The 16901-nt window shown below is 53.3% G+C and carries 11 protein-coding genes and 3 pseudogenes; 11 read left to right on the top strand and 3 right to left on the bottom strand.

Annotated elements, in window-relative coordinates:
* Nucleotides 1-129: 129 nt before the first annotated feature.
* Nucleotides 130-1212, top strand: a complete 1083-nt coding sequence (locus HZS54_RS20310) for a hypothetical protein (protein WP_179918871.1) — start codon at nt 130-132, stop codon at nt 1210-1212.
* A gap of 215 nt (nt 1213-1427) precedes the next feature.
* Here the strand turns inward: HZS54_RS20310 and HZS54_RS20315 are convergent, their stop codons facing one another.
* A complete protein-coding gene (locus HZS54_RS20315) occupies nt 1428-1751 on the bottom strand; it encodes a DUF6788 family protein (RefSeq protein WP_179923088.1) in 324 nt (107 codons plus the stop codon).
* A 69-nt stretch (nt 1752-1820) separates the two neighbouring features.
* Here HZS54_RS20315 and HZS54_RS26605 point away from each other — a divergent pair.
* From HZS54_RS26605 to HZS54_RS20335, 5 genes and pseudogenes are all read left to right on the top strand, one after another.
* Nucleotides 1821-2214, top strand: a pseudogene (locus HZS54_RS26605) (transcriptional regulator TrmB); the annotation flags it as partial.
* A 1600-nt stretch (nt 2215-3814) separates the two neighbouring features.
* The gene (locus HZS54_RS20320) at nt 3815-4768 is read left to right on the top strand and encodes a hypothetical protein (protein ID WP_179918872.1); all 954 of its coding nucleotides are present in this window, start codon (nt 3815-3817) and stop codon (nt 4766-4768) included.
* Nucleotides 4769-4777: 9 nt separating this feature from the next.
* Nucleotides 4778-5050 (top strand): hypothetical protein, encoded by a 273-nt coding sequence (locus HZS54_RS20325; protein WP_179918873.1) that lies wholly within the window; start codon nt 4778-4780, stop codon nt 5048-5050.
* A 24-nt stretch (nt 5051-5074) separates the two neighbouring features.
* A pseudogene (locus HZS54_RS20330) lies at nt 5075-5239 on the top strand (ADP-ribosylglycohydrolase family protein); the annotation flags it as partial.
* 335 nt (nt 5240-5574) lie between these two features.
* Nucleotides 5575-7008, top strand: a complete 1434-nt coding sequence (locus tag HZS54_RS20335; protein ID WP_179918875.1) for a response regulator — start codon at nt 5575-5577, stop codon at nt 7006-7008.
* Nucleotides 7009-7282: 274 nt separating this feature from the next.
* On the opposite strand, the gene HZS54_RS20340 is transcribed toward HZS54_RS20335, so the two are convergent.
* On the bottom strand, nt 7283-7735 hold the full coding sequence (locus tag HZS54_RS20340; protein WP_179918876.1) for a hypothetical protein: 453 nt from the start codon (nt 7733-7735) through the stop codon (nt 7283-7285).
* Between the two features lie 122 nt (nt 7736-7857).
* On the opposite strand from HZS54_RS20340, the pseudogene HZS54_RS26755 reads away from it, so the two are divergent.
* The 3 genes and pseudogenes from HZS54_RS26755 to HZS54_RS20350 form a co-directional block, all read left to right on the top strand.
* Nucleotides 7858-8109 (top strand): annotated as a pseudogene (locus HZS54_RS26755) (transposase family protein); the annotation flags it as partial.
* A gap of 212 nt (nt 8110-8321) precedes the next feature.
* Complete coding sequence (locus HZS54_RS20345) at nt 8322-9422, top strand: transposase (RefSeq protein ID WP_179918877.1); 1101 nt, start codon at nt 8322-8324, stop codon at nt 9420-9422.
* A gap of 469 nt (nt 9423-9891) precedes the next feature.
* On the top strand, nt 9892-10080 hold the full coding sequence (locus tag HZS54_RS20350; protein ID WP_179918878.1) for a hypothetical protein: 189 nt from the start codon (nt 9892-9894) through the stop codon (nt 10078-10080).
* Nucleotides 10081-10270: 190 nt separating this feature from the next.
* On the opposite strand, the gene HZS54_RS20355 is transcribed toward HZS54_RS20350, so the two are convergent.
* Nucleotides 10271-12739, bottom strand: coding sequence for an Eco57I restriction-modification methylase domain-containing protein (locus HZS54_RS20355; protein ID WP_179918879.1), 2469 nt, complete (start codon nt 12737-12739; stop codon nt 10271-10273).
* A gap of 324 nt (nt 12740-13063) precedes the next feature.
* Between HZS54_RS20355 and HZS54_RS20360 the strand changes: the two genes are divergently transcribed.
* A complete protein-coding gene (locus tag HZS54_RS20360) occupies nt 13064-14329 on the top strand; it encodes a hypothetical protein (protein ID WP_179918880.1) in 1266 nt (421 codons plus the stop codon).
* Entirely contained in the window at nt 14313-16619 is a 2307-nt protein-coding gene (locus tag HZS54_RS20365; RefSeq protein WP_179918881.1) for a hypothetical protein, read from the top strand. The genes HZS54_RS20360 and HZS54_RS20365 overlap by 17 nt, the downstream gene beginning before the upstream one ends.
* Nucleotides 16620-16901 lie beyond the last annotated feature (282 nt).

The following is a 16901-nucleotide window of genomic DNA, read 5'->3' on the forward strand; positions in this document are numbered from 1 at the left end:
TACGCCGGCCATACCTGTGCATTCGATAATCTCCGGATAGCGGTGCGATTTGCGGGTGAGGGTTTTTAAGCAACGGGATCTTCCATATTTTGTTGCGATAGTATGTCAGATCAAGAATTAACGCCGAATATGTACCGAACGGAAATAATTCAATTAGAAGCCGTTGGCGAGGACGGTTCAGTTGCGGCGGCTGCTGACCTGTTACGGGCTGCTGGACTGGATCAACAACAGGTCGATCCGACGGTACTTGAAAACCATATTGAGCAGTGGACTGCGTCGGAGTTGTGGGCTGTTGAATGTCGATCGCGGACGTATAGTAAGCAGATTCGATCCCGGAAAATCGACCGAGTTATCGAGTCAAAGGGACTCAACCAAGCGTCTACTGAAGTAGAAGTGAACAGCTGGTACAACGAGATGATGGAGGAAGTCACGTGTACCAAGTGTGGGAGCACGATCCCGCGACTCGCTGTGGACAGTCACACTGGTTCAGTACCGTGTCGAGCACGGAAGAATAGAAGCATTGTCCGTGAAAAAGGTCTGGCACGGGTGGCAACTCAGTCCCAGTCGCTGCAAGAACACATTGAGCAGTACAGTGACTGCGGCATTGAGTGGTATAACACCCGGTATGACCCAGGCAGTCCGACCAGACGGAGCAAGTTACGGGCATTACAGTACGCACCGAAAGACGCGATTGTGAAAGCTCGGAAGCAGTACCTCCCAGCACCACGCGACCGTGCCGACCGAGTTGGTCGCATCCTGTGGCGAGATACGGAGTATTGCATCATCGTTAGCGATGAGGAGACGATGGATGTGATCAAGGTTGAGGATGCTGAGCGGGCAGCTCGTCGCCGCAAACTGTACGTGAGTTCCCACTCAGGGGACTACGTCGCGTACAATTCTGACGGACAGCGCGTCGGAGTACCGGTCACAGGGGCTGTTGGGGATGTCAAGACACAATCATGGAACAATGATGGAGCAATTGTCGTCATTGAGACCGGTGACGGGACCGACGAACGAACGGTCGAACTACCCTGCCCAGTCGACTTCAGTGTCTGGAAACCAAGCTCCCCTGATGAAGATGAATCGGTCACAGACGCAACCGAGGAGAATATAGAGCCCAACTTGGTGCCGAAATTGACAACAGCAGCAATTGTCCCTGAACGAAATGTGATTGCAGCTGCGAACGGGGTTATCGTTCAGTCTGGTGGATGATATCTACACCGGCGCGCGTTTGTGCGACAACTGATAGCGGAACCCCGCACATTCTGAATATAGTTGCGAGTCCACGTGGCTAATCCTAGTATCTCCCTACGTTATCGTGGAGAAACGACGGAAACGCGGGGGTGTGTCTCATCTATATTGGCCTTCCTTCTCCACCGACCTTCAGTTACGATGGAAACGTAGGGTGGGTCTTCTCTCCTCGAGCCTTACTCGTTCGGGTTGACCGGGCCTTTGTACTGGGAACGAATCTTCTCTCCATCACGCCACTGCCAGTAGTAGTAGCGATTATCATTGATCTCCTTGGTTGTGATCGTCGCCTTGGATGGTACGTCGTCCGGGAGGTCATCTGGTCGCTCCTCTACTTCGTCTTGGTCCGCTGACTTCTCGAGACGAGATTCTCCTTCCTTGTGCTCGGCTAGCGCTTCAGCGTACGTAGCAACGTCTCGGAGCCGCTCTGGAGTCGACTCGTTGAGCGTGTTGACGATCTCTGTCGGAAGGTTCGCCGGTGGGCTCGGTAGTTCGTAGGACATCAGCCGCTCCGTCTTAACCAACAAGGTCCGCCAATCTATAGTTTTGTTGGTTAAGACGATAGTGCCGGCTCTCGTGCCGTCGCAGACCTCGACGAGAAGGACTCGTCTAGATGGAACGTGACCCGACGAAAACGAGTCGTCCCGTCGGATGCTGGCGCAGTCGAATCCCATCAGGACCTCGTCCGCCAGCACCCCCACATCGAGTTCCCTGAGTTGTTGATCGAGAAGACTTCAAACTGCTGTACTATCTCGACCAGCCGCAAACCGTCTCCAAGATCGACGAGTCGCACACATCTGCATCGCCACCGGCTCGAAGCCGTCGCCTCGAAGGCCACGATTCTCTGGGGGGCACAATGAATTCCTCGCCCAGGTCGGGATTGAAATCGACGCGGAAGAGGTCCACAAAACCGGCCCCCCTCCATTCGCGGCCTTTGCCCTCCAATTCTTGCTCACCGGTCACCAACTGCGGGCAGTCAGACTTCATCAATGGCCTCGCTTGGCGTCGAAGGGATGTATCATAGCCCGAAGTTGCGTAAGTTTTCATGCCAGCGAACACTCTTGAGAGAGGTTGTGTTCTTCGAGTAATTCTCAAAACGAGTGACTGTGGCTCCTAAGCCTGATCCTGATGACAATAGAGCCAATCGTTTGCTGCCACCACATGAGCGACTCGTCGGTATCATCCTCTCGAACGAACCAGACTGACGGATTCACTGGCCAAGAGAGCTAGTGTCTGGTCACGTGGTATGCGACTCCCCATACGAACGAGAGGATCGTCGTGATGACAAGAAGTCCAGCGGTTGTGTCAGAGATGACGACGCCGGTAGTTGTCGTGGCAAATCGGCCGATTAGCGCCGAGAACTCACGTAGCAATGCCGAATGTGCGTTCAGAAAATTGCTTATAACGGCCCCGAGAAGGATGGTTGTGAAGGAAGCGAGTGCATGTGAGGCGCCCGATTTCGCCGGCATACGATAGTCATTTGAAGACAACGTGTTAGGTATTTCCCTATTTGGCGACCGAACACGGCGTTCACTGGCCGATCAGCATCAGCTCGTTTGGATCAGTTGTGCTCGATAGGTGTCTAGCAGCCGGTCCGCGAAGGCTTCGTCAGTCACCGCAACAGAGGCGTCGCTACCGAACAGGTTTTCCATGCGACCTGACGTATCGTTCCCCATCCCAACGACTGCGATCCCGTCCTGACGACATCGTTCTATCTTGATTCAGCGAGAGAATCCCGCCCTTCCGGTAAGCGACGAGTGTTCCGACGTTCAGTCGGAACCGAGGAGCGAGCAGGGCGGGAGTGAATCGCGTACGCTCTTCATAGATCTAGGGGCTCGCCAGATCCAAACAGTCTCTTGATAGTATTTCTGGACACCCCCCGTCCCTGGAATATGAAAACATCATGATGGTTGTTTAATACAATCCAGACCAGTGTTAGTCTAGGCCCTGGGCACCGATCAAATATAATAGTTCAGTCGTCTGTCCGCGTGCCTCGTCGCGGGATGCTTCTTCGAGATCCGCAAGTGACGCCTCACGAAGCTCGTTGGACACGGCCGCCGCTCGCAACTTCTCCAGTGGGCCGTCGGGGATCGGCACCAGCTTAACCGCGGATACCTCAAATGTATTTTTATACGTATCCGGGCGACGACGGGGGGTGTCCGCAATTAGCGTGACAGGTCAGATTTGATTGATTACTGTGCATCGGGAGGGGGTGTGTCTTGAATTATCGAGAACAGTGAGACTTGTCGGTGCGATATAACGGGGGGGTGTCTGGAATACCCGTCATGTTCTCGTGTTTATATTTCACAGTCTCACGGAACTGCTTGTGGCGGCCGAGGCAAAGAGAGTGGAGAGGTCCGTGAAGAGAGTGAATTCTTCAGGCCCCGATCGATGAATTGAGTGAATTCAATTCGAGACAAGATTCTCTCGATATTAGTTGGTCTCGCAGGACTGGGTGCCCTGTGAGCGTACGAGCGTGGCTAGATCAACAATTCGTTTTCAACTCCAGTGAGTGCACTGATAGCGAATCTTTTTATACACGAGTACGCTATTATTGCACAGTTAGATGTTGACTGAAGTCGATCTCCGGCTTCTCACATCGATTCCTTCCTCAGTGTCCATCTCTAAGCTAAGCAACAGCACCGAATACAGTTCCAGCTATGTGTCTGAACGCGTGGCCCATCTCGAAGAACTAGGGTTGGTTACGACAACTCGCCAGAACCGTGAAAAACAGGTTCGTACAGTGCATACCCCGGTGTACGAGGGGTTCCAGAGACTTTCTGCGAATCACTCACACATCGATTTCCCATCGATCATCTCCCCCTCGATGCTCCGGGTGTGTTGGTTCCTTGACCGACCCACAGCCGTGAGCGAGATCGTGCCTCATGTCACTCTCAAACGGCGGCGCATCTACCAGTTATTGGAAACACTGCTCTCCCGTGGTTTCATCACGAAACACGAGGATAGGTACACCCTCACAGACGAGTTGACTGGGCTTGCGGAATTCGCCCAGACCGTCATTCGGTATGAACACCAACAACGCGCTCGTTCACTGCTTGCGGCTGCGACTGTCGTCTGGAGCGGACCAAATGAGGCACTCATCACAGCACAGGGCGAATCTCTCGATACCATCGGGAACCGGTTCGAGAGTCAAGAAAACTGGTCTTTGACAGGGATCCCTCGGTTCAGGGACTTCGGTCTTGACCTGTTTGCTGCCGGCGCACCGCACTATTTCTACTCCGAACTCCGGGATGAAGTCACTGTGGAAGATGTAATCGTGCACACGCTCCTCGCAGAAGCCGACACGCGAAACCTGAGTTACTGTGCGGTACTCGTAGCCGCCGGAGACGTGTCGCGTGATGAATTGCGACACAGTGCGTGGTACTACCGGATCGAAGACATGGTAGAGAAACTCATCAGATTCGTCGAAACAAATGGCAAATCACGGCCTGATGAAGCCCAATACCCGAAGTGGGAAGACGTGACCTCGCTCGCCTCTCAATACGGGGTGACTGTGTAGATGCGTCGAATGAGCGGTAAAGCCGCGATTGAAACGGAATTCGAAGGGCTTGATGATGGCCTGGATAGCGACATGACGGTGTATCTCATGGGCGGCGGTGCGATGACGTTCCGTGAGCTGAAGAACGCGACGTGTGATATCGACCTGCTCGTTCCCACCCGCCGTGATTTCGAAATACTGCGTGACCTCTTGCGCGCTCATGGGTATGAGACTGTTGAGAACCCGGTTGCCAAATACGAGTCACTGGGGGCCACGCTGATGCTCGACAAAGACGACGAGTGACGATTTGACCTCTTCGACCGAGAGGTGAACCGCGGTGGCGATAGCGGTACGACCGAGGCGATTGCAGGCGCGGTAGCTGGCGCGCGGTTCGGGGCCTCACGGATTCCCGATCAATGGCTTGGAGCTATTGATGAGGGGGACGAAATGAAGGATTCGAAACCTGGCTTACCAACATGTAGGGCGTCATAGAGCTGTCTAAAGGGCGATTGATTTCAAGACTGCTGGAGATGAATCACCAGCTCAGTACGTCTGCGTATTGAACGATTGATTCAGTCCAAACTCCCCTGAACGAACTGACCTGTTTTCTTACCGTTCTTATGACATTTTCAACAGGAAGATACCGAATCAACAGTGTCTCAACCGAACTGGGTATCTCCATTTCGACAGGTCCCACCATGACCAACCGGTCTCTGATCAGCTCGTTCAATCTGCTTGATTAATCCCTCTCATATTGTTTGAGGATTTGGGTTAACAACACTGGCTTCCGTTAGTCTCTAAAATATCAGCCTAACGTGATACTCGCTATGCCGGGTAAAACCACTCGTATTCTACATGTTGACGATGAGCCCGATTTTAGCGGGCTCGTCAAGGCGTTTCTCGAACGTGGAGATGAGGCGTTCGAGGTTGTTACAGAGTCGTGTGCCGAGGACGGACTCAACCGGCTACAGGAGAATAATATCGATTGTGTCGTTAGCGATTACGATATGCCGAAAGAGGATGGTTTAGAGTTTTTGGAACAGGTTCAAGAATCTCACCCAGAGACTCCGTTCATTCTCTTTACCGGCAAAGGGAGCGAAGAAATCGCAAGTACAGCCATTAGTCGCGGCGTCACCGACTACTTGCAGAAGGCAGGCGGAACGGAACAGTATGAGGTGCTGGCGAATCGTATCCGGAACAGTGTTGATCGACACCGAACTGAGCGCGAGCTTCAGCGGAACCGGGAATTTCTCACTCGCGTTCTTAACCTTAATCCGGCAGCTATCGTTGTCTTGGACGCGGATGGAAAAATTGTTCGGGCTAATGAGCGCGCTGAAACGATACTGAATCTTTCGGAATCGGAGATAACGAATCGCACTTTCAATGACTCGGACTGGGATATTGTCGACGAAGACGGTGATTCAATTCCAGCCGACGCGCTCCCGTTCGACCGTGTTCGGGAAACGGGAGAGCCAGTATACGACATTGAACACGGTGTCCGACGACCTGATGGAGACGTTGTTTGGCTTTCGATAAACGCCGCTCCCCTGTGGAACGGACACGGTGAAATCGAACACGTTGTCGCAGTCTTATCCGATACTACCTCGCAAAAACGACAGAACCAATCCTTGAACGCGACTATCAACCAACTCGAAGGGTTTGGGAGTATCCTCTCACATGACCTCGGGAATATCCTACAAATCGCGCGGAGCCGTCTCGGATTGGCTCGTGATACGAGCGAACAAGAACACTTCGAGGCTGCGGATGAATCGATCGAACGAGCGGCAGAGATGTTGGGCGAACTGACGACAGCAATGCAAGCTGGCGGTGTCGTAGAAAAGGTATCCTCTGTTGACGTAGAAACTGTGTTCGAACAAGCATGGCGGTCACAGGCAACAGCAAACGCGACAAAAGAAGTAGAAGAAGGGATTCAGATCCAAGCGGACGAAATGGCACTACAGCGGATGTTCGAAAATCTCATCCGCAATGCGTTTGAACACGGAGAAGACACGGCGACGGTTCGAGTTGGCTCTCTCGCGGATGGTTTCTACGTCGAAGATGATGGGCCAGGGATTCCGGAATACGAGCGTGAAAAGGTCTTCGAGCCAGAATACACTACGAAGGAGAGCGGGACAGGGACTGGACTTGTGAGTATCCATCAAATCGCGCTCGCACACGGATGGGAAACAGAGATAGGCGAAGGGGCCGACGGGGGTGCCCGTTTCAAGTTCACTAACATTGAGACACCCTCCGACCAGTAAAGGTGCTATATTGAACGATTTGAGGGGGTCGGAAGATTGGTGTGTCAACCGATCTTTGGCCCCTGTCGGACAGCAGCTGCGCCTCCTTTTTCGACGGTCAGTATGTCCTCAAACGTGGCGCTGTGCTGGTGTAAGTCTCGTCGATACGCCTTGTTCTGTAGCAAGGCTGTTGGTGTCCTAATCGTCTGCTGATCGGTCTTCGGTTAGAGCGATGGTTGATGTAACCTGTGGAACGTGGCTGTCCAAGTCGGTACTCAAACGAGGGGGTTATCGGTCAATACGGCGTGTACATCGGTTCGACATCATGCAGTCTGACGCTACTGGTCTCTTCAAGGATAGCTGCGGCAGTTTCGCTGCCCGCTGCGTCTTCATCGTCCGAGGCCTGTAGGTGAGTATCTTCTAAATCTATCAATCGGTAATTCGCGTCGCCGCGCCACCCGCATTCGCATGAGGCTGTTGCGAACGCACCATTGTTGGGGCCGAGTGTCGGTTCGATCAATCGCAACCGGTCGCCACATTCCGGGCAATCAGGGCTGATTGAGGTGTACGTATGGCCACCGATAGCCTTGACGCGGTCAGCGTCGAGTCCGTGGTCAGCAAGTACTGTCTTTACCGCCGTTTCCAGATCCTCGAGGAGGGCGTCTCTGTGGTCGTCGTCTTCAGGGAGGCCGAGTTGTTGGATCAGCAGTGTCGCGTGGTCGCCTGTCCTCGCGCTGTCGGATTGCATATGAACCGTAGCTATCTGCCCCACTTAATGACTTGCAAAATGGTGACGCCCCGGAGGGTCAAAATTGAATTGCGGACACCCTCCATCACCGAATACGAGACCTTGTTCTGACAGTCGGTTTTGTGTGCGGTCGGGAAAATGATAGTCAGCGTGTTGAGCGTGGCCTGTACGTGTGCGAGGCGTGTGACGTGGTGTTCAACGCAGAGGTGAACGGGACACAGAACATCAGTTTCGAGTTGAACGAAAGCAACTCCGAGTCTTCAGGAGATATACCCAAGGATAGAAGTACCGGCTGGTTGGCACAGCCTGGCGTCTACCTGTACGACTTGTCCAACGGATTCCAACCGCAGGCACTACTGGTAGACTTCAAACCCTACTATCCCAACCCTGGGATTCCTCCGGCTTCACCCGGAGGAGGATGTCAATGCTGGCTCGGGTGTCAACTCGCACTCTGAAAAATCCAAATCTATCCAGTCTCTATAACCGCTGAGGTGGACGACCTCTGCCTTGACATCCTCCCGCGCCTAAACAGTAGTTGCCGAAGTGCCTGAGAGACGGATTTCTCCAGTGGTAGCGTACGACAAGTATGGTCGCTACTGCCGAGGCACGGCAGGTCTGCCGTGCCGCAGGATCGTTGCTGTATCCGTCCCTGGACTTCGGAGCGAAGCTCAATGGCACCTATCCGAGTGAGGACTTCGCCAGAGTCCTCACTCGGAGTGGCTTCGAACGAGAGTTTACCAACACCAGTGCCAGGCACCTCCAACTTACCAGAGGTGACGATCTCGACCTCGAAGACCGGAGTCCGCTGGCGAAATCACTCCTGTACAATCTCGGTCGGCTGAACGCGGACGCCATCGACGCTCAGTTCGATGGCGTCCGCGAGCAGTTCATCACCCAGACACGCAACGCTCGTCGCTTTCCGAACACCGCCGAAGTCGCGCTAGACCTTCACGAGTGGCTCTATTACGGCTCGAAGCAGACACCGATGGTGTCACGAGTCAATCCTGACCGCGGGACCGATCTCGCCTACGTCTTCGTGACACTGTGCATTGTGTCGCCGGCAGCGCGGTTCACGCTCGCGTCCGAACACGTTGCTCGGACCGACACACCGTCGCTGATCGAGGCGATCCGCAGGGTGATCGAGACGGCACGTCAGGCCGTCTCGATCACCCGCATCTACTGTGATCGTGGTCTCTACCGGGTAGAGTTAGTCGGGGAACTCGTCGATCTCGGTGTGGAGTTTGTCATGCGCGCACCCAAAACGCCGGGGATAAAGCGCGTTCTTGCCGAACACGATGAAGAGAAATTCGTCACCGACTACGAGCTGGTCAGAAAGCAGTCACCAACGATGCGTGTGCCGGTGACGCCCGTCGTCGTCCCGCACCACTCGCGGGACGACGACTCGCTGTGTCTGATCACGAATCGACCGAGGACGGCAGATGAAGCGGTGCCACTCGCACAAGCGTATCGGCGTCGGTGGGGAATAGAAACGTCCTACCGGAAGATCGGTGAGTTTCTGCCCCGGACTACGTCGCCGGTGTTTGCGGTGCGGTTGTTCTACTTTCTGTTCGCTGTGGCGCTGTACAATCTCTGGATCGTGGTGTGTCTGCTTCTCTCAGAGCAACGTCGGGTGAAAACGCGACCAGCAGTGTCAACGGCGACGTTTCGGTTTTCCTCGGGCCAGTGACGTACGGATAAGCCTCGTCGGGGCGGCAGACTCGGGCGTGCACCCGGGTCAGCACGCCCCTCCGTACTGGCGAGACTGACGGTCACCGTGAATTTCTCGTCTCCTCGCTCACCGCCTACTCAAATCACTGCTTGAACAACCGGCTCAAGCGGGAGTTCCGCAATCTCGTCGCACCCCAGTGAACACTCCGCAATTTGAATCGGCAACTACTGTTCAGTCGTGGGTTTCTGCCTTGCTACTCTATGAGTTCTTCAGCTTCAGGGTCTAGATCGAGGTGATACACGGTCTCACCGGAATTTCTGTCGAACACAGTTGATCGGTTAGCATCTTGATCGTCGACCATACACACCGAGATAAGGTCAGTTGAATTTAAACCTCAAGGCTAGTGTAAAGAAGTACCACACCAAGGAGGCGTCTCCAACGAGGGCTCAGCGATCACTTATTGACGGTGGAGCTATAACTGGCATCTATGAACAAGGACGGGGTTTGGGACAATCTGCAAATCACCGTCATACTTTGCCTGATGGTGGTTTCCGCCTTGTTTCTCCTTGGCACCATTCGGTCTGCAGCAATTCTAGGTGGTGCGCTCGCTATCGCATTCGTAGTCGTTTCAATCAACCTTTGGATGCAATTCAAGGAATTAACGATGAGGCAGTAGACCTGATTACGGAATCAGAGTACATCGAAGATGGGCTGTTGAAATCACGGTGATAACTGTTAGGCAGGAGCCTAACGATCGAGAGAGGGCCGACTTGTTGTACTTCGTAGATTGTTCAGTAGAGGGAAACGGGCATCGCTCAGTACAGGTGTTCCAGGTATCACCCCTATCGGAATCAATTTGTATCAGATCAGGTGCTTGAGAGCCTTTCGTGCATCAACGAGCTGTGGACTGCTCGGAGCTCCATCGCATTGATGTCAGCGTCGATCGCGTCAAGCACAGCCTTGTCGAGTTTGGCTTGTGCGTAGTTTTCTCCTTGGATGAGTGCCTGATATGCAGTGACGACGTTGTTGTGGGCCTTGTCAGAGAACGCTCGCACGTCGGCGACCGGAAGTTGTCCCAGAGTCCCAGTCGTCACTTCTAGCGACCCGCCGCCTTCTGACTGCCCCCACATCTCAAGAAATGCAGCGTGGAGAGTCGAGTTGAGATATCCGAGGAGTGCGTCCATGTCTACGCTTGGTTTGACATCGATACCGTTCGCACAATTGGTTGGGACTAAGCCTTCAGCATTCCTGACGACCTGTGTTTTTTGATGAATTCGGTAGGGATGGACGAGATCGGGTGCGTGGAGTTCCCTCGCGTCAAACCAGACACCGTTGTCTTGCCCTGGATTGTCAGCCCGCGTTGCCCAGTGATCTAAGTACGCCACTAGCGCGTTGTGCCCGTTTTGGATTAACGCTTGTTTCACGCGTTTGGCCCGTGAGTTATCCGGTTTCTCAACTGTGGCTTGGTCGTCGAGTGATTCGATGTACGCATGGATATCGAGAATATACGTGTCGCTGTCGCTTGCTGTAAGACGACCCTTGGACACTGTTCCAAAGTCGTCCAACGCGCTCCGATAGAACCGGTCGGCTAACGGCCACGTGTCGAGATCTGCGTCGTCAAGTAGGAAGAATTCGTTATGCCCGGTTTTCTCCCCGTACTGTACCGATGCGAGCGTGTCGAGCGACACTAGTTCTTCCGTCTGTTGCAGCGCTCGCAATGTGCCTGTTTCCCGGAAATATTGGGTGAGTGGCCCGTCTGATGCATCTCGTTCTTCGAGAACTGACTGGCTCACGGTGATGACTCGATAGTCATTCTCTCGGTGCGAGCTGGTATCGTTGCTCTCCGTACTCTCTCCTTCACTGACGGACCCATCGAAAACTAAGTCGTTGATCGCGGCTGGTGCTAACTCGCCGGTGATCGTGAGAAAACGGGTTGTCGTGTTTCTTCGAACCGTCGCGTCATCGCATCGTTTGGCGACGAGGAGAACTGCGTTGACCTGTGCGTCGTTGAAGACGGTGTCGTCGAACCGAATGATTGCAGACACCTGATAGTGGTCAAACAGAAACGCCTGTAGTGTCTGCCCGTACTGCGTCTCCATCCATTTCGTTGGGAGAAGATAGACGAGTCGCCCACCATCTACCAGGAATTGCGTGGCGTGCGTTATGAAATAGACGAACAGGTCACTCCGCCCGGATAATTTCTTCTCTCCGTCCAGGTAAGAGGTCTTGTTGGGTTTCCCGAACGCGGATAGATGTTGACGGTAGTGCCTTGTCTCCTTTTCCAAGTTTCTGTTAGCGACGTACGGTGGATTCCCGATGGCAGCATCCACTTGCCCTGGCACAATATCGACATCTCCGGAATCAAGATCCTTTTTGAGCGTAGCATCGGGATTCATACCGAGCGTGCCTGGAGTAATGTCGAAGAAATCACTGTGGTGGACGACGCCCGGTTGCTCTGCGAGCGCGAGGGAAGTCACCGCCAGTAGAAATCCGAGGCGACTTTGCTCAACGCCGTAGGTGTGTGCGGACATCGTTGAATCTCGCGGAACTGAAAGCGCGCCTGCTCCGATCCCGGCATCGAGTACTTGTTCGTCGTCGCAAACTGCTAATTCGCGCATTATCGCGCTGATTCGACGCGGTGTCGTGAACTGCCCGTGCTTTTTGCGCTCCGCAGCTGGAATCAATTCCTCGAAGAGATACCCGAGGTCATCAGCCGGGTTCTCGGCCGTCATGAGGCCGTGCCGCCACCAACTAATTTCAGCCACTCTTTCACGAGGGATTTCCCACGCGATATCGACCAGCGGCGCGTCCTTGAACGCGTGATTCTTTGTCCGATCGGCAGCCTCGTCGAACGCGTCTCGTAGATTCCCATTCAAGAATGGCAAGTCACCTCGGTGCGCGTACCACTCATAGAGTGTTGATTTCAGGAGCACAGCCAGCGTAGCGTATCGAGCGGCAACTGCGAACGGACGATCAACAGCACAATCTTCACTCCAGTCTCGGATCGTCTCCCGAACTTGTTCAGAGCCGTCTCGTTTGAGATGGGTTTCGATCGTTTCGGCGATCGTTCCGACCTGATCCCGTACCTCCTCAATAGGTGCGGTGAGTGACGCGATCTGTGAGTCTTTTCCTGCACCCAAGAAGAGTGATTGCCCGACTGCCGCCGCAGGGTGGACGTGTTCCACCACGTCAGGCGAGCAACCGCGTGACTGGTACACTGTGTTTTCTGGCTGAGAGAATGATGAAAGACCCTCCTCTCTGTGCGAGTTGACACTGTACGCGTTGATGTCAGCGAGGTTCTCGGTTGAATCTGATGCGGTGTGGTCTGCTTGCATTTCGAGTACCGAGCGTTTGAGACGGGTGCGTAAAAACGTCAGTACTGTGTGACTTTTTCCCGGCGTCAAAAATCTGGATAAAATGACTACCCGCACTAGCACCGACTCCACGACAGGCAATAGTGTATACTGAAAAACACGTACTGATCCGTGGGGAGACAGAGACCCAGGAGACAGAACGCTTGTACAACTGCGAGGGGATAGATTTGTCGTGCTATAAATCGACCGCCCATGCTATAAATCGGGGATATACGCTCTGAAACAGTCCATCTACGGCGATCCTTTATCCGAAGCAGGGGGTTAGTGTTTGGTACGTAGAGATCAATGAGCGAAGAACCAGACCCCGATCAGTTGACGATTGAAGACTATGACCAGTTCCAGAAGGACCGAGAGAACTGGCAGTGTCGTGTCTGCGAGTTCGAGTCTGAAACGAAAGAACTCGTCGAAAATTGCCATCCGGAACAGCGACTTGAACATGAACGCCAATCCGCGGTCACTGAGGCGACTGACTCCCACACGGGGTTTGTTTTCCCGCCGCAACTGTATCCTGAAGTACGAGAATTTCTTAGCGATGTCGAAGCAGCGCTTCAAGCGACAGACCACTCGAACCCACTGCCCATAGCAAGCGACGTCATTGCAGAATACGTGTCAGGCAACCCCTTCGAGTCGCGTGCCTTCCAACTATTCACGCACCTCGTGTTCCTCCAGCAATATCGAGTGCTACCCGGGTATCCTTACTCCGTCCCAACTCGAGAGGAGGCCCCGATCAGGATTCGAGAGTTCTGCACGATGACCGATCGATTCCGAGGAACTGTCTCCAGAGAGATAATCGAGAAGTCAAACGCGATCCGAACGGAAGAGGTCTACAGATCGAGAGTTTACAGCACCACTGAAGACTTCGCAGCCCGCTCGGAAGTCCTGCCGAACAAATCCCGGTGGCAGTGGACAACCCAATGCTACGAGGCAGAATTGCTTATGAACGTCATTTTTGATGAGGGGACCGCTCATAATGCTCTCGTTGCTCGAAGTCGGAATTGGATCGCAACACACCCCGTAATTGACTGGGCCTGTGCACCACACGTGATGGGCGACCCCATTGGCACCCAAGCCGAATCACGATTCTCAGATCAGTCAACCGATTCCGATCCGCCTGAAGGACCAGTTCAAATGTTCGACTTCGCCGGATTCTCTGAACAAGACCATCCGAGATTAACTGTCACCGGGTTCGTCATTAATGAGGAATCCGGAATACAAATCCAAGAACAGATCAGTCGTGCAATGGATGCTGGAGCTCCTGTTATAATTGTCCTCCCAACGCGAAAGTCTATTGAGGAATTCATCGCATGCATCTACTCACAAGGCTGGTATGGCAGTGACCCAGCCCAACTCGATGATGATGTAATTGCGCACTACCGCGCCCAGCCGAGTATCCCAGAAATAAATTCAGAGTTCACAAACCAACTCGGAGTGAAAAAACTTCGAGTTGCCTCGAGAAAACAACTCATTGACGACATTATTGATCCGGAAGAGGTGTTCCCGGACTCAGTTCTGCGGCCTGACGAGGAACCGAGCGATGAAACCACTGACTAATCAGCGAGACGCTGCGCGTGCTGTTCTCCTGCCGTTAGACTGTTCAGCAATAACACTACAACGGGTACTCGCCGCTGAGCAACAGGAAATTGCGTCTCACAACACCCGGTTTGAACAGTATCTAAAGACAGCTCACAGGCAAATCAATATCAAACCGACGAAGCCGACGGGAACCAAGCAAATCAGGGACTTAGCAACATTCGCAGCACTCGGAGCGCTGCGAACACACTCCGCGGACCCACTCGCCGACACAAAGTACGAGGCCCGAGAGCCAAACGGGAGCGCCGAGGCCCGTATGCTTCGCTCTCCAATACGGAAACATCCTGGATTAACGGAATTTAGCATCCGCGCCCGAAATTACTACGTTGCGACAATCACCTGGCTGTTTGAGAATAAACTCCCCTCACAGCTCCAGGCAGAGATCGCAGCTGTTCTCCTCGCACCCGATCCGCCTGACATAACGGCTCCCGCTCCATTCAGGACATACGCCAAAACAGACTCTGAATCAATCGATGAACGATACCGCGACCGAGCCAAAATCACAACCGACGGCGTCTGGATCGATACAGACCATTACTCACGCTGCTGCCAGTTACTACCAGTCTCCCCCCCGTCCGCGCCCGCACCTACCGATCAACTTCAGCACCTGTACATCAGCGATAGAGGGCTCGTCATTCCCCGCGAAATATTCCGCCTCAAACTAGCGGAATACGCCTGGCACGGCTGGGCCAAGTTAGTCAATCTTGCCTATAACATGCTCTCCACACAGGAGTATGATCAACTCGCATCACAAACTCCCCACGCAGAAGACGTCATCTTCAGATACTTCAAGTTCAATAATTTGATCTACAGCCCGTATTTCGCCAGCAAAAGCGAAAACCCACAACGAGACTGGCAGGACGATACCAACATCAAAACCCCGCCTCAACTTGAGGACAAACGCCTTATCACGATCGTCGACTGCATCCGGGCGACCCCATCACTATCCTTCGGAACGCCCCTTCCTGTACAAACCCTCTTTAACCATCTAAAAACATACTTTCCACCGCCTCGCCGACCAGGAAACGATATCAATTCACAAAGAACCCTTTTCCAGGCTCTACAGAACGCAAAAAGCAGCCAAATCAAACTATACAGGAACAATCAGACTTCACAACTCCAGTGTGAAATCCCCGCCCCACCACACACCCCAATCTACCCACGCAACGATGATGGGCGGGATTATTGGAACAGTTACCTCCACATCCAATCCAAGTTACGGCAGAAGGATGTCGAACCACACTGGAGCAGAAAATCCGGTAGAGATAGACAGATCATCAACCCGACGGTACCAAAGCAAACTTGGCAACTGCCTCAACCAGACTATCACGCAGCAATAAGACGCGGCCAGAAAACGGCAGCACAGGCCCAGTCAACCATCCCAACCATATCCGATGTGGAACCCCTTGTAGACGACGAATCCAAACTGACGCCCACTCAGGACGAACTGAAGTTCCTCACAAGGGTTGGACTGGCGATGGAACGCCAAATCGCAGATTATTCTCTAACAGATAGCATGCGTGTCCTTCGACGAAGAGGAGACGGAACACAACTCAACGTAGACGAAGGCAAACTACAGGACCAAGACTGGCTAGAACGGCATACAGAAGGCCGAAAAGTACTCTACACAGTCCCTGCCGACAAACGCAAACTCCTATCAATAAAGAACGTCTCCAACGACGGGTACGGAGAAAGGACAACAAGCGAAAAATCACTTCATAGACGAGGCATTGACCAGACTGCAGCGTGGCTCGCAACAAAACCCGACGTGACGCGAGTCGTTCGCTACCATGATCTCTGGCGACTCCGTTCAACTCCCTACGAGGAGCAACTCAAAAAACGAGACCTCCTCTCAACACGGATCGACGTCATCGGCTTCAATGAGAGTACCCCGAGGTACGTCGCCGAGGTAGAGACGAAATCAAACTCACCCTCACGAGCACAACACTGCGTAAGGAAGCTAAACACGTTCTCCACAATCGACGATATCCAGACCATCTTAGTCACCCCAAACCCCGAACATCTCTGGAAGCTAATGCGGCACTTAGACCACCCAGACTACTTTGATTTCACCTCATTCCCCAATTCAAACCCACGCAACTACGGCCGAACCGAGTGGAAGACCAAACTCCAAAACGAAGATATCCTTGGCCAATTCTTTGACCAGCTAGAAACCTATCGCTCTCTCGTCCAATCCTCGCCACCGACAACGCCTGATCAACACCAAGACAAAATCATCGGGAATCTATAGCAGTATTCACTGACCTGCTGAGTCACACCGTGCGCAGCACAAACCCAACATCATTCGTGACGGAGACAATTCATCACCCGAACGCCCGCCCAGACTAATCAATAACTCACCCAAATAGCAAAGTGAAGGGGTACATGTATGGGGACTCTTAGCGGGATTTGAAAACAATATAACGGTCCAAAAATAGTCTTTGAGACATTTATTGCTCTCTGAGTCGGTAACAACATGCGAAAATACAGCCCGACACTAAGCGGAGAACTCCTGAAACGGCAGAAACGTTCC

Source organism: Halosimplex pelagicum (assembly GCF_013415905.1).
Taxonomy (GTDB): Archaea; Halobacteriota; Halobacteria; order Halobacteriales; family Haloarculaceae; genus Halosimplex; species Halosimplex pelagicum.

Excerpts from the sequence above, each read along its gene's own strand:
- HZS54_RS20325 (WP_179918873.1), top strand. The coding sequence starts at position 4,778 with ATGAGCGGTAAAGCCGCGATTGAAACGGAATTCGAAGGGCTTGATGAT.
- HZS54_RS20335 (WP_179918875.1), top strand. The coding sequence starts at position 5,575 with ATGCCGGGTAAAACCACTCGTATTCTACATGTTGACGATGAGCCCGAT.
- HZS54_RS20365 (WP_179918881.1), top strand. The coding sequence starts at position 14,313 with ATGAAACCACTGACTAATCAGCGAGACGCTGCGCGTGCTGTTCTCCTG.
- HZS54_RS20360 (WP_179918880.1), top strand. The coding sequence starts at position 13,064 with ATGAGCGAAGAACCAGACCCCGATCAGTTGACGATTGAAGACTATGAC.
- HZS54_RS20355 (WP_179918879.1), bottom strand. The coding sequence starts at position 12,739 with ATGCAAGCAGACCACACCGCATCAGATTCAACCGAGAACCTCGCTGAC.
- HZS54_RS20340 (WP_179918876.1), bottom strand. The coding sequence starts at position 7,735 with ATGCAATCCGACAGCGCGAGGACAGGCGACCACGCGACACTGCTGATC.
- HZS54_RS20320 (WP_179918872.1), top strand. The coding sequence starts at position 3,815 with ATGTTGACTGAAGTCGATCTCCGGCTTCTCACATCGATTCCTTCCTCA.
- HZS54_RS20345 (WP_179918877.1), top strand. The coding sequence starts at position 8,322 with ATGGTCGCTACTGCCGAGGCACGGCAGGTCTGCCGTGCCGCAGGATCG.
- HZS54_RS20310 (WP_179918871.1), top strand. The coding sequence starts at position 130 with ATGTACCGAACGGAAATAATTCAATTAGAAGCCGTTGGCGAGGACGGT.
- HZS54_RS20350 (WP_179918878.1), top strand. The coding sequence starts at position 9,892 with ATGAACAAGGACGGGGTTTGGGACAATCTGCAAATCACCGTCATACTT.
- HZS54_RS20315 (WP_179923088.1), bottom strand. The coding sequence starts at position 1,751 with ATGTCCTACGAACTACCGAGCCCACCGGCGAACCTTCCGACAGAGATC.